Origin of the sequence: Pseudoalteromonas rubra, from assembly GCF_005887115.1 — a bacterium.
GTDB classification, from domain to species: Bacteria; Pseudomonadota; Gammaproteobacteria; order Enterobacterales; family Alteromonadaceae; genus Pseudoalteromonas; species Pseudoalteromonas rubra_F.
Window position 1 is genome coordinate 161253 of sequence record NZ_PNCJ01000007.1, and the last position, 14481, is coordinate 175733.

Sequence of the window (14481 nt, forward strand, 5' to 3'; positions counted from 1 at the left end):
TCAGACAGGAAATCAGCTAAGTGCGTGTTCAGAACGCCTAAGATAAAAGCTTTGCATAAACGTGCCATACTATATTGACCCTATAAAAAGTGGAAAAAGAAATGCCTCAAAACAACCCTGTTGGATATTTTGAAATTCCAGTCACAGATCTGGATCGCGCGATGGCGTTTTACCACGCCGTATTTGGTTTTCAGTTCGAACATGCCGTTATCGATGGTCACGATATGGCGCTATTTCCCTCGAATGATCAAGCTACCGGCATAACCGGTGCGCTGGTTACAGGAGACAGTTATATTCCATCTAAAGCGGGCCCGCGGCTGTATTTTCATACCGATGACATCGATGCTACGCTGGCTAAGGCGCTATCTCAGGGAGGTAAAACCCTCTACCCCAAAACATCAATTTGCGGATTTGGCTGGGTTGCAGAATTTGAAGATTCTGAAGGGAATTGCATCGCCTTGCATGCCGAGTAACCTGCTCAGAGCAGAACTCAGCAGCCAGTGACACATTCTGTCAACAGAGATAGGCACAAATACAAAAAATGCGAGCGTATCAATACGCCTGATGATAGTCTGAAAACTCAAAGACATAACCAATATCAGTGTCAATATTGCGCTAGTATGAGCAGGCTAACTCAGGGAGACCTACCTATGTTTAGGGTAATTTATCGGTGGCACGTACCCACTGAAAATATCGCCGAATTTCAGGCAACATGGTGCGCGACAACGGATGCGATTCATGAGTCCGTTCAGGGTGCGCTGGGCAGCTTTATGCTACAAAGCGCTGATGACCCAAATAAAGTGCTAACTATAGCCAAATGGCGTTCGCGCGCAGATTGGATACACTTCTGGGATAACAGCAACCCCGAACAAATGCATAAGATGCGCCTGTTGGCTGAACGAATTTCCGTTGAAACCTTTGACGAAGTGGCAGACCGAACCCACTCATAAAACTGTTCACACACTTCAGTATCAATACCCCACATAAAGGACTCTATCATGACAAAACAATCAGCCTATGCAGATATCAATGGCATATCGATTCACTTTGAGCAAAGTGGTAATCCGGAAGGCTTCCCTCTGGTCATGCTGCACGGAGGCCTGGGTTCCACCCGGGATCTGGATGTACTCACTGAGTATCTGGAACCCCATTTCCGGCTGATATCCATTGACTTACGAGGCCAGGGGAAATCAAGCCTGGGCAATGCACCGTTGAGCTATGCACAATACCAAAACGACGTGCAGACACTGCTTGGTTTGCTGGATATTTCACGCTACTTTCTGTTTGGTTTCAGCGATGGCGGGATAGTCGCCTATCGTCTGGCGGCGCAAAACCCGGCTCAGGTTACTCGATTGCTGACACTGGGATCATCCTGGCGCCTGGAAGAAGGTGATCCGGCAGTTGAAACACTGCGCGGCCTAACCGTTGAAATGTGGACTGAGCTGTTTCCTGAGGGAGTCGCATATTATCAGGCATCGAACCCAGCCCCGAACTTTCCAGCCCTGGTTGAGGCAGTAAAAACGCTCTGGCTTAATACCGAGGAGTCTGGCTATCCCTGTGATTTGGTCGCACACATTGATTGCCCTACCCTGATAATGCGAGGCGACGACGACTTTCTTTTTTCTCTGGAAGAAGCCGTTGCACTCAAAGCGCGTATAAAAGACGCCAGCTTCGCAAATATCCCCTTCACCACTCATGCTGCTCATCAGGAATTACCCGAACTGCTCGGCCCCTTAATCCGACAATTTTTTCTACAACCAAACCAGGCGACCAATAAGTCTGTGTGATCAGGTATAAGGAAACAAATGAACAAACAGAAAAAACGGGCACGCATTGTATCCCCCAGCAGATCAGCTGAGATCTTGTCCGAAGAAACGACAGCCACCGCCATTGAAACACTGGCTGGGCTGGGTATCCATTGCGACTTTGCCCCCCATTACATACATCGAGAAGTTACAACAGCCCGGTTGATACGCGATAAGGCAAAAGATTTGAATGACGCCTTTGCAGACCCAGAAGTTGCGCTCATTTTAAGTACCATTGGTGGTCACAACGCAAACAGGACGCTCGACCATCTAAACTGGGACATACTCCGGGATAACCCAAAGCCTCTGTGCGGATACTCAGACATCACCGTACTGCTCAATGCTATCTATGCCATAACGGGCCAGATCACCTATTTGGGCCCGCACTTTTCCTCTTTTGGCATGCAACGAGGTCTCGAGTTTACCCTAAGACATTTTGAGCGCGCCTTAGGGGATGACACACACTATGAGCTTGGCGTCAGCGAATTTTGGTCTGATGATCTTTGGTTTATCGATCAAACCGACCGCACTTTTTTACCCAATACTGGCCCTATCATTGTCAACAAAGGGACGTGTGAAGGCACCATTTTGGGTGGCAACCTTTGCTCTTTCAATTTATTGCAGGGTACCCGCTACATGCCAGATTTATCCGGAGCGGTTTTGTTTGTCGAAGAAGATAACCTGCTGGGTGACCTGACCCTGACGGAATTTGAACGCAACCTGCAATCTTTGTTGTCTCATCAAGGCGCTGAGCATATTGCCGGTTTAGTGGTCGGCCGCTTTCAGGTCGACAGCAAAGTAGACCTTAAAGACCTGACAGAGCTCCTGAGCAGTTTTGAGCAACTGACACATTGCCCGGTTGTGTGCAACCTCGACTTTGGTCATACAACGCCTATCTTCACCGTTCCCATTGGCGGAAGATGCCAGCTCAATGCACGGGATGATAAAGTAACCATAAATATCCTTACACAGTAAAACAGCTCATGAGTTCCAAAGTCGATTATAAATTTCCATCACAGACGCAGACCTCTGATTTGCCATTTTCATTCTATATAACCTGGCTTTGGATCATTGGGCTGATAATTTTGTTGGGCTTTATCCCCAGTTATATTCTGCAGTTTTCATCCCTGACTACGATGCACCACTGGCACGGCGCCTTGTCCTTTGTCTGGGTGGCCGGTATGCTCAGTCAGGCAACACTTGTTTACCAGAGGCGGCTGGTATCGCACCGGAAACTTGGATACTGCCTGGCTTTTGCCTTGCTGACTTTTATTATCTCAACGGTGGTTTTATACACCACCGTATACCAGGAACGTATCACCACCAGCGTTATATTCAGGTTGGTGTTGAGTCTTGATATCGCCCTTTTCCCGCTCTTCATATTCTTTATGTATCGGGCAATTTTCAGCGCGGGATCTTCACTCAAACACGCACACTGGATACTGCTTGCATCTGTAATGCTGCTGCCACCGGGGCTTGGTCGCCTGATCCATGGCCTGTTTTTCTTTCCATTTGATTTACCACCTCGGTTTTTCTATGAACCGACCGTGATTATCACAGGGTTAATCCTATACAAAATCGGTCAGGCGCAAAGCTGGCAATTCAACAGCACCAGAGTATGTTTAGTGGCGTTTATTTCAGCTGTTCTAATCAGTTATGCTGTTGCTTACGATATAACGAAGGAGTCAATCCCGTGGCTTTTTTAAACGCGGTGTTAAAGGTCGACTTGGAGTTAAAACCCACTTCAAACTGAATGCTCGACACCTGCATATCTGTTTCTTTGAGTAATTTTTCAGCCTGTGATATCCGATAACGATTTACAAACTGGAAGAAGTTGGTCCGCATTAATTGAGACAGAGTTTCTGAAATATGATTTTCACTAACGCCAATTGCACTGGAAAGCTTATTCAAAGACAAATCCTCTTCCATAAACAGTTGTTCTTCTTCCATCGCTTTTTCCAGCTTAGCCGAAATACGCTGCATTCTATCTAGGCTTACTGTCGATGTACGAGGCTGCAGAGCTCTCGGCTCTCCTTTGTCGGCCGGCGTCAAAATCGGTTGTTTAATTGCCAGATAGGCAAAGGCAAGTAGTACACAAGCCTCAAAAATGGGTAGTATCACTCCCTGTCCAAACCAGCGCCAACCTAAGAACACCGAAATGTAACCGGTGGCATAGCACAGCCAAACCAAGCCCCACAGCAATAAGATGACGGCAAACCAACTGATTGAACGCGACTCAATGTCAGAAAAACGCTCCATCAATTGCTGCCGATGACGGGTATGAAGTTTTAAAGCGCTAATAAAATAAACCGCTGTGTACAGAACAAAGATCTGCGTTGAGGCAAAGCAAGAGAATAAAGCCAGCTTATAGTGCTGGGGGTTTCGGGTTGCCGGGTCTGCCAGCGCCAGTTTCTCTGCAGAGCTCAGACCGGTCACAAACGGCGCCATCACCGCAATCACCAGAATCGGGCCAGATAGCGCCCATGCATAAGTCCGTTTCGAAAACTCAGGATTAGGAGACATGGTCGCACAGGCGTAAAAATACAGTGCCGGACCTAACAGTACACGGACGGGAAACTGCGCGCCCACCAGCCAGGGCACGTAACGATATGCACCGGAATAAACCACCAGTTCACCGCACACATGAACTACCAGTAAGGCGAGTAACGCTATCAGGTAAGTCGTTTGTCTCTGTCGGGGTTTATTAACCGCCTGTAGCAACGCAAGTAACAGCATACCCAGCATACTAGAGTAGATCAGCGTGCCTAACACACTCATTGAAGCTCTCTCAAAAACGTAAAAAAGACAAGTGGTAGCATATTGGAAACAAATAAGAGGTGCAACCAGCGCTCAGAAGTAGACGCCATGTTGTTCAAAGCGAATTGAATATTTATGAAAGTGTATATTTTACATAGCATTAGATTGAATATAGGATAGTGAGTGGTGGCAAGTGATGTTTTACCACCTTAAATCACGAAGGATTCTATGAAGCTAACACTAAAACTTTCTATCGCCATTTACCTTATTTCTCTTTGCCTGCCTGCAATTTCTCCTTTGGAATATTCAGCAGAACATCTCACCGATGGCTATGAAATACTCATACTGGGACCTGCACAGATTCTATTTGGATTTGTTATGTTGCCTCAAATGCCCGGGCTCGGACTACTACTGATGTTACCCTGGCTGGCAAATATCAGTTGGCTGATAAGCCTTGTCACTTATAAGGAAAAAGTAGGACGTATTGCGGGGCTCTGTACTGCCGTGATCGTGGTGGTGTTTTTCGCCCACCCCGTTGCCATTATTGGCTCTTCCATAAGTGTGGTCTTGTTGCAGTTGCATATTGGCGCTTACCTGTGGATGCTGGCACTTATGCTACCATTGCTCATTTTGTATCCGCTCAAAGCAAAAAAACAGACCCACAACACAGCGTCTTAACTTGTTAAATCGCCCATTTGGGGTAAGTCAAAGGGCCTGCGGGTAAAACTGCCACAGGCCACTTCAATTAAGCGTACTTAAAATTACTGGCGTTTATCCACTTCCACTTTACCGTCTTTGATTACCAGGGTCACGGTTTCCATCACCTGGATGTCTTGTAGCGGATTACCTGGTACAGCAATGATATCAGCCAGCTTACCCGCCTCCAAAGAGCCGAGCTTGTCCTGCATTTTTAACAAGGTCGCAGAATTGATAGTCGCGGCCTGAAGCGCCTGCAGCTCATTCATGCCAAATTTGACCATACGGCTGAACTGTTTGCCGTTTTGACCATGAGGGTACACCCCGCCATCTGAGCCAAACACCATGTTCACTCCGGCCTTAACGGCTTTAGTAAAACTGGCCCGCTGAGTACCACCAACTTTACGCTCTTTATCCAGGCTTTCGGGTAAAATACCGGCTTTTTCGCCCTCACTCAGGATATATTCGGTATTGTAAATGTCCATTGAAAAATAAGTACCGTGTTGCTTGGCAAGTTTGATAGCGTCATCATCCAAAAAACTAACATGCTCAACCGAATCCACCCCGGCACGGATAGCAGACTTAATGCCATCGGTCCCATGCGCATGAGCAGCCACGGTTAGACCACGTAAATGCACTTCTGCCACCAACGCCTGCATTTCCTCAAACGAATACTGCTGTGCACCCACTTTAGTACCTTTGGATAACACACCACCGGTTGCACAGAACTTAATAACGTCGACACCATATTTGATGTTTTCACGCACCTTTTGTCTGACTGCCCAGGGACCGTCGGCCACCCCTTCTGCTACCACCTTGTGTTCGTGAGTAAACAGGTTATTATCGCAGTGACCGCCCGTTATACCAAGTGCCGGGCCTGATGCGAAGATACGAGGCCCAGGTACATCGCCATCATAGATGGCATCACGCAGCGCCAGATCAGCATAGCCACCAGCGCCCAGGTTACGCACAGACGTAAACCCTGCTGCAAGCGTGCGCTTAGCGTTACGCACTCCTGTGATTGCCGAGCGCGGTGCAGTACGCTGCAAGCGCTTGTAACCATGTACCTGTGCATCACCGGTAAGGTGTACATGCATATCAAACAACCCTGGCAATAGAGTATGGCCTGTAAGGTCTATTACAGTGGCATCTTCCGGGTAGGCTTTACGGCTGCTTCGCGATACCGACACAATTGTGTTGTCTTCGACCACCACAGTAGCGGGCCGGATGAGTTTTCCGGTTTTAACATCCAGCGCGGCATCGGCATTGAGTACCAATGTATCGGCAAAGGCATTGCCACAGGCCATAAGCACTGCGGCACTGATCAGAGTTGTTTTCAACATATTTGCTTCTTTTTTGTAGTAATTAGTCAGCTCAGTCTAGTCATGGCAAGACGACAAAGGCAACCTGAGTGCGACCAACTTCGCTGACCGTCAGAGGAAACAGCGTTATAAAGCGGTTTGTTCCTCTACTGAGACCTGCGACACAGACCTTTGAATCAAAAAGCGGTTGAAAAGGTATAAAGCAATAGCCGTCACCATTGCCAAAACACCAAATAACCCCCACATCAAATCTGCTCGGCCATCTTGTTGGACCAAAGTGGCATAACTCCACCCTGATAAGAACCCGGCAAACAAAAACCCCAGGGCCATAGACACAAAATAATAGCCCATATATAACGCAGCCTGAGACGGCGGGGCGATGCTGGCTACGTACTCCTGGCTTTTCGGTGAGGTCAGCATTTCTCCCAGTGCGATTAGCAAAATGACGGTCACCATCAATGCTCCACTCGTTGCCGTAAGCTCTATAGCCAGGAGTGAAAAGGCCCCAAACATGACAATAAGTCCGGCTATTAGCACATAAAACGGCTTTATCCGCTGACATAAATAGCTGACCAGGATCTGGAGCAAGACAATGGCTGCAAAATCCAGATTGATCAAATACTCGGGATTTATTTGCCGATATTCCAAAAGAGAATGAGTGATCTGTTGCAACTGTGCACTCGAGAGTGTCTCCAACGCTGTCAAATCAGCCATCAGGGTGGTCAACTCTGATGCTGGTACATTTACTTTAAGGTGAACCCACTCCAGGCGCAGGGCTTCAGCGACAGGTACAGTGCCCGCTTGCAATTGTGTATGCAATATCTGCACTGCACTTTGTAGCTGCGCACTATCTACATATGCAAAGAAAGCGACGGCATCCTCGCCAAAAAAGGCGATAAAACTCAATAAATCTCGGGTATCTACATAGTCACGGATAAACAAGGGTAAGGTATAGAACAACTGGTTGTAAACTGTCCAAAACCCAGCGAGAATAGCCAGATACACTGCAAACCGCACATTACTAATCTTCATTGGCTGTGCCCACCAACCTGCGTTCACCTGCGTGACTCTCTGGGCGATTCTATCCCAAATCACATTGATACCCAGCCAGAGCCCGATCAGTGAAAACGCTTCAACATAGCTGAGCAATTCAATCCCTGAACACATCAGTAGCACCACAGCAACCAACAGCGTCAGCGCAAAACGGCCATTACCTAGTACTGATTGCGCTTCGCGCACAACATCATAAAGCGACGCGCTCTCCCGCTTAAGGCTTGGCGGATCACGGTAAAACCACAAAACAGGAATAAAATTCAGCAGGATCCAGCATGCCGACATCATAAATACGGCATCCCAGCTTATCGCCCTGAGCGCACCAGCAAGCAAGGGCCCAAGAAAGCCGCCAATGTTAACCATGGTATAGAAAATACCGAATCCCAGACCGCGATTGCTGTCATTGGTACTATGAGAAATAGTGCCGACCACCACAGGTTTGAAACACGCCGCCCCCAGAGCAACCAGGCTCAGCGCAGCAAAAAACGGCCAGAAGCTTTGCGCCTGACCCAGTAAAAAATATCCCGGAGCCATAATAGCGAATGACAGCAAAAACATTTTGCGATAGCCAAGTTGATCGCCAAGAGCGCCTGTCAGTACGGGCAAAAGATAGAGAAAAAATGGGATGATCCCCTGCACAGCACCGCGTTCAAGATCGGTAAAACCGACCCCGCCCTGAGCACTGGGCGTGGTCATATACACAGAAGACACTGCAAAAAAACCATACCAGGCTAACCGCTCAAATATTTCCATCAGATTAGCGACATAAAAAGTACGGCTAAACCCAGAATTGGAATCATCTGCGGCCTGTGTCCCTGCATCTGACTGACCTGCTGGTGTATTTATCGACATTGACTTGGATCCTATTGCTTATTATTGTATACAATATACATAAAACACAAATAAGAGAAAGTCAAAATGTTACGATTGAGTTTAATTGCGTTGGCACTCCTGAGCGGCTGCCAGTCGGCAGAAAATCCGCTTCAGAACCAGGAAGCCCGGGTTGCTAGCCAGATAGAGCAGACAATACCGAGCCCAGCTCAGATGCGTGTGGATATCGAAGTAGCGGGCAGAACCAGCACACTGAATCACATCGACATTGCTTATATTGGGAAACAAATACCACGCACTTACAGCGATGGAAAAATAGCCAACAGTCGCGGTTATAACTGGTGGGTCAGTAAACATTTTGCGCTCAAAAGCGATCTGAGTGAGGAGAAAGTCCGCCTTTATCTCGAGTTACTGGAAATGTCCTATCCTCACTATGTTGAGCTGTTTGGTATGGCGCCCGCGAACATTGATAATCAGCGTATTGCTGTCGTATATGGCAGCTCCCGAGAGCGTGTACGTGAAGCCATGCTGGATGACGGTTTTTTACGTGGCGTACACAAAACTGCGGGGGGCGAAACCATGTATTACAACCGTGCCGGATACAGCTTTCCCAGCCACCGGCATCACCATCAGCGCTATATTGTGATCCACGAAACTATGCATGCTTTTCATATGGCGCTCAATGGTCACTCTACCTGGGCGCCAAACTGGATCACCGAAGGAATGGCCGACGCTATCGCCAGTCACACCTATGACAGTGATGCCAAACAGCTCAGAGTCATGGTATTCGACCGCGCCCCCATGAACTACCAGACCATGGGACTGGCGCAGTATCATAAGAATGGACAACCCAGCTTTGAACAGATCAATGATGATCCCCAACTGCGCCGTGGTCTTAACTTTTTTATTGTGCATTTTCTGTTAAGTGACCCAATGCGCTACCAGTATTTCAAACGCTACCTGCGCAACCTGATGGCTCTTAACCCCGACTCTGAGGCCACCTTACCAACTGCCAATGCCTTATTGAAAACCACCTTTGCAGACTGGCCACAGCTGGAGCGCGACTTTGCCCAATTTGTTCAGTCAGCAAAACCGAGCTTTTACATTGTACGGGGCCCCTGGGAACAAAATGGCTCTGGATATTGGCTACGCAGCAACGATGAAAAAGCGTTGCAACGCTTAGATATCACACCGATGCACAATACTAGCCACCCGGTACTGGATTTTCCCGCACCTCAGCCACACCCAGCAATTAATCCGGTCAGCAAAGATTCATTCGCGGCCTTATTGACACTACAACCAGAGCAAAAAACCCGGGGTGAAATTGGCATTGCTCTGCTCACCCAACTGAGCAAAGACAGCCTTGCCAAACGTACCGGATTGACTGGAAAAGCTGACTTTGATCAGGATCAGATGCTACAAGTGCTATTAGTCGAAGGCGCGCGACTGTCAGTCATTGACACAGCCAACGGCACAACACAGGAAGTTGCACTGACGCCGGCAGTGCTGAGAAGTTTAGAGCAAACCTCACAACTCGGTCTTAATCTGCGTTCAACCAGTTCAGGGCTGGAAGTTGAGATAAAATCAGCCGACAGCACACAAACTGTTGTCTTTACAGTGTCTGACAACGTTTTGAGCGCAATCGACTTCCAGCAAGTCGCCCTGCTAGGTCGCAATATGAATCACATGGTTACGCCTTATCTGTATAGTCACACCTATAAGGTACCGGATCTGAACACAGCTACAGCAAATCCCTGGTACTTTGCAGACGCAGCTCTGGCACACAGAGCCTTCAATACCTGTGTCACGTTTTCGGCGCAACTCCCGGGTTGTACGGCAACATTGGATACTCAGCTGGCAAAACAATCCGATCAGAGTCTGCATCCAGCACTGAGCACGAATTTACAAAGTATGCTCGAAAGTTGGCAACAACAGCTCTCTGATGATGCATTGTATTCGCTCAGCGGTATCGAACTGGCGTTACGCTTTGACGGAGATGACCCTTTTATTTCGGCACACAATCCCAGTCAGCAAAATGCCAAAGTTACGCTTGAAGGTGGCAAGTCCTACTCTTTAGCGCCGGGTAGACACAAACTACCGTTGTCGGTAACCCAAAATCAGGTCAGCTACACTCTGAACTGGCAAGGCCTAACACAGACGGGCCAGATCACTTTGGAAAATCAGCACTTTGATGGCGTGTATTTAAATGCCCAGTTCAGCAAAGGCAACTCAGATCTACAGATCAGTCTGACCGGCCCCTATTCCGGCGACACCCGTGGTCAGCTGTCGGTACAGTTCCTTCCCTACCAAAGCCCGGCAGCTCAGAGCGCACTCTGGCAGCAGGACATCACCATTTCTCCCTATGAGAAAAAGCGCTGGCAACCGCGCTTGCGCCAACCTGAGGAGCTCAAAAACGGGGTGCTCAAGATAGTTGCCGTATTGGACGTAGATGGGGAGCCCATCAAACTGGTGGAAAGCTTTAAACTGTAGATAGACCAAGGGGGCAGATCAATTTTATTTGCCCCCCTTACTTACAAAGATCAATGATCTCTGGCGCGATACCAGTACAGGTGACAATATTCGTCAGTACTGATTACACTGTCCAGATTACAATAAGCGCTCTAGTCTATAGTGATGGTTAGCACCTGAGTAAATTTTGGTGCAAACAGGCGTAACTGCTTTAGGTAGCTTAGTTAAAACGGCCTCAATATGAGTGCTTAACTCCGAGTTATCTGCATGCTGATTTACGAGGTAGCACAAATCCTGACCACCTTCTGCACCACCAGGTAAGGAGTCAGCCCCAAGGTCCCAAAGCAAAATAACGCGCTCTTCAAGGTTAAAGTAATAATAGTCGTTCCCCCACCTATTCTGGGGCAATGTAGATAAAAATTTCCCCTGATGTCCATGGGTGTGTGCAGAGGTTAGATGCGCAAGCCCTTCCCTATTATTTGGGTATTGACCTGTATTTAACTTATGCATGCTTAATGCATCACCCAGTTGTCGAAAATGCAGTTGGCTGAGGTCGCGTTTACAAACCGTTTTATCGATAAGCTCGGGCATTACAAGCCCAGCTAAGCATAATGAGGCCAGTACTGTAACGCCACAGAGTTTTGCACTTCCCTTTAATTCCATGATGCACTTACCTCATTTACACTGAGTTTCGTACCATCATAGGTACCATGTCAAACCTCACTATTTACTTATTACTCGTGACGTGTTTGATTCTCGAAATGCCCTGAACACATCCATCTAAATGCAACGAAAGTGGCTGCGAAGCCATATGCGCAGCAAGGAGCAGAGAATATATTTCCTGAAAGAAAGGGTGATGATCATCCAAAATATAGTAATCTGCACGGCCACATTTGCCTAAATCTGACATACCGGTTTGCTTTATCAGCACCCCTGTATGACCTTCATACCATAAAATAGTTTTAATCACGCCGGAACTATCTCCGGAAGCGGCATGCGCCTGATTAAACAATGGTAAAAGCAAAAAGAAAACAATGATAAAAAAAACCTGTTTCATCCGGGAAACTCCTTTATTAAGTTAAATTTTCTAAGCTGAATTAGTGTTAACGCACTGTTCACCATGTAAAAACTGATTAAGAAAACCATGCGCCAGAATTGTTTACTCTGCCAGCTATATCTTAGTTGGGTTAATTATAATGTGCTAAACGAGCGATACTAAAATGCAACATGGAGACTGTCTTAATACTCATCTCACGACTGCCAGGGCATTTGGGGCCCCTGACTGGCCTTGTTGATCAAATCCAGCTAGCTTAGGCAACACTACAATTTTAGCTGTTTCCCTGATATTCAGGCATACCTAGCCCAGTCATTCTATTGAGCACTTTCACTTTGATCATCGCTTCAGTGTGCTGCTGATTGAATCCACGACTGACCAGCTTGTCACCCATGAGCTGTTTATACCGGTACATTGCTGTTTCCGCCAGTGAGCGTTGATGGTAGTTCACACACTTTTTCCACTCACTGCTACCTATATGCTTTGTTAAAATAACCGCGCTGTTACGAGCATGTCCATCTTCCCACAACTGCGCGTTACACCTTGGTGGGATCACTGCGTCGGCCTTTTTGGCTGCCACTTCGGCATAACAGCCTCGGGTATCATAAGCGCCATCCGCTTTTACCGAGCTGACCTTCCGGCGCAATGGTCTGAGTAAGTCGCCCAGAACTTCTGAATCAGCTACGGTGATTGTTGACAATTCAGCGCCTACGATTTGGTGTGTATTTGCATCAACGGCCAGATGCAGCTTTCGCCATGTCCGGCGTTTGTTTGCGCCGTGTTTTCTTGCGTGCCACTCGCCGTTTCCGTATACCTTCAAACCTGTACTATCAACCACGATATCAATGCCTCCGGAAGTACTGGAGTTTGGTCTGTAATGAACAGCCAGCTCTGCACTTCGCTTGCACAAACAACTATAAGTTGGCGTATCCAAATCAAGCTTCATCATTGATATCAGTGAGGAAATAAAGCCTTGTGCAGCTCGAAGAGACAAGCGAAATACAGCCCGCAAAGTCAGGCAAGTCTCAATCGCCAGCTCAGAGAAATGATTAGCTCGCCCTTTACCGCCGTGATGTTGCGTATTGTTCCACCGCTTAATTGCACCCTCGGAAAACCAAAGCTGGATATTGCCTCTGGCGATAAGGGCTTTGTTGTAATCACGCCAGTTAGTGATACGCTTTTCTTTCAAAATTCGGTCTCGGTGTTTGCTTTTGAGATCTGATCACACAAGGCAAGATTAGTTCAATGATTTAGGAAACAACGCCCCCCTGACTTGGTTGGTATCAAGCAACGGCACTCGCTCTGCGCCTTGAAATACGTTTCGTAGACAACCAAACCAACGGCAATAAAAGGCAAAAAGAAAAACCAAATGACAAAAATAAATGTGAGCAGTGGGTCCCTTAGCTTTTGAAGTACAGAACGTTCACCCAGATTGAATTTATTATAGTAGTTTTCTTTCTCATCTAAATGCACAACAATGTTTTCGTTACAGACATAATCAGATTGAGAGCCAAAGGGACTGTCCAGCGCTTGTTCAATCGCAGCCTTCAGCATTTCCAGGCCAGCTCTATTACCAGTAATCGCTTCCCCGGCAAAAAGCTCACTATTAATCCATGGCTCTTCATTCATAAATTTGCCCTATACATACTATTGAATTCATGTCCCAACGGCATTAAAACACCATCGTGAATCGCTATGACGAGGTTAAACACTACAAAAACAAAGACTAACTGAACAAAAAATTATCACCCTATGGTGAATTTCTCAAGTATCTATGTGACTGTGGTTGATGAATTTTTTGATTCACCTGGTAAGGGCTAAATGTAAAAAACAATGAAAAAAGCATATCTCTGAGTCGGGATATGCTTTGCGTTGGATTACTGTGAGTCACCACAATATGTTTCAATGATTGCGCATCAGTTTATTTCCCATGTTTGCTGTTGTTGCGACCCGTCAAATTCCCAGCTGTAAACCAGCGGATCCTTATCTGTGCTGTAATACCAGATCTCAGCTTTCAATTTTTGCTCTGAATGTGGCAATACGATTTGAACGATAAGTCCATTGCTATCGATAGGCGCTCTCAAAAAGCAGGTATCATCATTTGTCAGCGTGGCTTCTTTTTGACATATATTGATGAATGCTCTGGTGTCCACAATATTAGAAGCGACCAACACTGACACGGGTACATCGGTTTGGAAGTCGAACGTTTCATCAACGACCACAGCTTCCATGCCTTCAGCGCTGACATCCTCTTCCTCAGGCTGTGTGTCAAGGCTCTGATCTTCTCCAGTGGTATCCAGTTGCGCTTCAGTATCACTGCCCTGCTCAGCAACATTATGTGCTTGTGCCTGCGTGGCATTACTCACTGAGCCCTGAACTATGTCATTGGCTGCGTCATTATTGTTTGCCTGATTTTGCCCTTGTGACTCCCCCGACCCACCACCACAGGCTGTTAAAAATAAAGTGACTAGAGTTACAATTAACTTGTTCATGG

At 47.1% G+C, this 14481-nt stretch carries 15 protein-coding genes; 7 read left to right on the forward strand and 8 right to left on the reverse strand.

Annotated elements, in window-relative coordinates; genetic code table 11:
- The first annotated feature begins 101 nt into the window (after window positions 1–101).
- From CWB98_RS04630 to CWB98_RS04650, 5 genes are all read left to right on the forward strand, one after another.
- A complete protein-coding gene (locus CWB98_RS04630) occupies window positions 102–473 on the forward strand; it encodes a VOC family protein (RefSeq protein ID WP_138543797.1) in 372 nt (123 codons plus the stop codon).
- Between the two features lie 177 nt (window positions 474–650).
- Complete coding sequence (locus CWB98_RS04635; RefSeq protein WP_138543798.1) at window positions 651–950, forward strand: antibiotic biosynthesis monooxygenase family protein; 300 nt, start codon at window positions 651–653, stop codon at window positions 948–950.
- Window positions 951–998: 48 nt separating this feature from the next.
- Entirely contained in the window at window positions 999–1787 is a 789-nt protein-coding gene (locus CWB98_RS04640; protein ID WP_138543799.1) for an alpha/beta fold hydrolase, read from the forward strand.
- 18 nt (window positions 1788–1805) lie between these two features.
- Window positions 1806–2780 (forward strand): S66 family peptidase, encoded by a 975-nt coding sequence (locus CWB98_RS04645; RefSeq protein ID WP_138543800.1) that lies wholly within the window; start codon window positions 1806–1808, stop codon window positions 2778–2780.
- A 206-nt stretch (window positions 2781–2986) separates the two neighbouring features.
- Window positions 2987–3511 carry a hypothetical protein gene (locus tag CWB98_RS04650; protein WP_138543801.1) on the forward strand — a complete coding sequence of 175 codons (525 nt, stop codon included), beginning with the start codon at window positions 2987–2989 and terminating at the stop codon, window positions 3509–3511.
- Here CWB98_RS04650 and CWB98_RS04655 read toward each other — a convergent pair.
- Complete coding sequence (locus CWB98_RS04655) at window positions 3456–4583, reverse strand: helix-turn-helix domain-containing protein (RefSeq protein ID WP_138543802.1); 1128 nt, start codon at window positions 4581–4583, stop codon at window positions 3456–3458. The genes CWB98_RS04650 and CWB98_RS04655 overlap by 56 nt on opposite strands.
- Before the next feature lie 207 nt (window positions 4584–4790).
- Between CWB98_RS04655 and CWB98_RS04660 the strand changes: the two genes are divergently transcribed.
- Entirely contained in the window at window positions 4791–5240 is a 450-nt protein-coding gene (locus tag CWB98_RS04660) for a hypothetical protein (protein ID WP_138543803.1), read from the forward strand.
- 83 nt (window positions 5241–5323) lie between these two features.
- On the opposite strand, the gene CWB98_RS04665 is transcribed toward CWB98_RS04660, so the two are convergent.
- Together CWB98_RS04665 and CWB98_RS04670 are read right to left on the reverse strand one after the other, a co-directional pair.
- Window positions 5324–6601, reverse strand: a complete 1278-nt coding sequence (locus tag CWB98_RS04665; protein WP_138543804.1) for a metal-dependent hydrolase family protein — start codon at window positions 6599–6601, stop codon at window positions 5324–5326.
- 105 nt (window positions 6602–6706) lie between these two features.
- Complete coding sequence (locus CWB98_RS04670) at window positions 6707–8485, reverse strand: MFS transporter (RefSeq protein ID WP_138543805.1); 1779 nt, start codon at window positions 8483–8485, stop codon at window positions 6707–6709.
- A gap of 66 nt (window positions 8486–8551) precedes the next feature.
- Here CWB98_RS04670 and CWB98_RS04675 point away from each other — a divergent pair, with 66 nt between their 5' ends.
- Window positions 8552–10954 carry a hypothetical protein gene (locus tag CWB98_RS04675; RefSeq protein WP_138543806.1) on the forward strand — a complete coding sequence of 801 codons (2403 nt, stop codon included), beginning with the start codon at window positions 8552–8554 and terminating at the stop codon, window positions 10952–10954.
- 117 nt (window positions 10955–11071) lie between these two features.
- Here CWB98_RS04675 and CWB98_RS04680 read toward each other — a convergent pair whose 3' ends face one another.
- From CWB98_RS04680 to CWB98_RS04700, 5 genes are all read right to left on the reverse strand, one after another.
- Window positions 11072–11596, reverse strand: coding sequence for a type II secretion system protein GspG (locus CWB98_RS04680; RefSeq protein WP_138543807.1), 525 nt, complete (start codon window positions 11594–11596; stop codon window positions 11072–11074).
- Window positions 11597–11660: 64 nt separating this feature from the next.
- Window positions 11661–11990, reverse strand: a complete 330-nt coding sequence (locus tag CWB98_RS04685; RefSeq protein WP_138543808.1) for a hypothetical protein — start codon at window positions 11988–11990, stop codon at window positions 11661–11663.
- 271 nt (window positions 11991–12261) lie between these two features.
- The gene (locus CWB98_RS04690) at window positions 12262–13179 is read right to left on the reverse strand and encodes an IS5 family transposase (RefSeq protein ID WP_138543809.1); all 918 of its coding nucleotides are present in this window, start codon (window positions 13177–13179) and stop codon (window positions 12262–12264) included.
- A gap of 50 nt (window positions 13180–13229) precedes the next feature.
- A complete protein-coding gene (locus CWB98_RS04695) occupies window positions 13230–13616 on the reverse strand; it encodes a hypothetical protein (protein ID WP_138543810.1) in 387 nt (128 codons plus the stop codon).
- Between the two features lie 287 nt (window positions 13617–13903).
- Window positions 13904–14479, reverse strand: coding sequence for a hypothetical protein (locus CWB98_RS04700; protein ID WP_138543811.1), 576 nt, complete (start codon window positions 14477–14479; stop codon window positions 13904–13906).
- Window positions 14480–14481: the final 2 nt, after the last annotated feature.

Bases quoted from the DNA above. Each gene is read 5' to 3' on its own strand.
- CWB98_RS04630 (WP_138543797.1), top strand. From the start codon at position 102: ATGCCTCAAAACAACCCTGTTGGATATTTTGAAATTCCAGTCACAGAT.
- CWB98_RS04635 (WP_138543798.1), top strand. From the start codon at position 651: ATGTTTAGGGTAATTTATCGGTGGCACGTACCCACTGAAAATATCGCC.
- CWB98_RS04640 (WP_138543799.1), top strand. From the start codon at position 999: ATGACAAAACAATCAGCCTATGCAGATATCAATGGCATATCGATTCAC.
- CWB98_RS04645 (WP_138543800.1), top strand. From the start codon at position 1,806: ATGAACAAACAGAAAAAACGGGCACGCATTGTATCCCCCAGCAGATCA.
- CWB98_RS04650 (WP_138543801.1), top strand. From the start codon at position 2,987: ATGCTCAGTCAGGCAACACTTGTTTACCAGAGGCGGCTGGTATCGCAC.
- CWB98_RS04655 (WP_138543802.1), bottom strand. From the start codon at position 4,583: ATGAGTGTGTTAGGCACGCTGATCTACTCTAGTATGCTGGGTATGCTG.
- CWB98_RS04660 (WP_138543803.1), top strand. From the start codon at position 4,791: ATGAAGCTAACACTAAAACTTTCTATCGCCATTTACCTTATTTCTCTT.
- CWB98_RS04665 (WP_138543804.1), bottom strand. From the start codon at position 6,601: ATGTTGAAAACAACTCTGATCAGTGCCGCAGTGCTTATGGCCTGTGGC.
- CWB98_RS04670 (WP_138543805.1), bottom strand. From the start codon at position 8,485: ATGTCGATAAATACACCAGCAGGTCAGTCAGATGCAGGGACACAGGCC.
- CWB98_RS04675 (WP_138543806.1), top strand. From the start codon at position 8,552: ATGTTACGATTGAGTTTAATTGCGTTGGCACTCCTGAGCGGCTGCCAG.
- CWB98_RS04680 (WP_138543807.1), bottom strand. From the start codon at position 11,596: ATGGAATTAAAGGGAAGTGCAAAACTCTGTGGCGTTACAGTACTGGCC.
- CWB98_RS04685 (WP_138543808.1), bottom strand. From the start codon at position 11,990: ATGAAACAGGTTTTTTTTATCATTGTTTTCTTTTTGCTTTTACCATTG.
- CWB98_RS04695 (WP_138543810.1), bottom strand. From the start codon at position 13,616: ATGAATGAAGAGCCATGGATTAATAGTGAGCTTTTTGCCGGGGAAGCG.
- CWB98_RS04700 (WP_138543811.1), bottom strand. From the start codon at position 14,479: ATGAACAAGTTAATTGTAACTCTAGTCACTTTATTTTTAACAGCCTGT.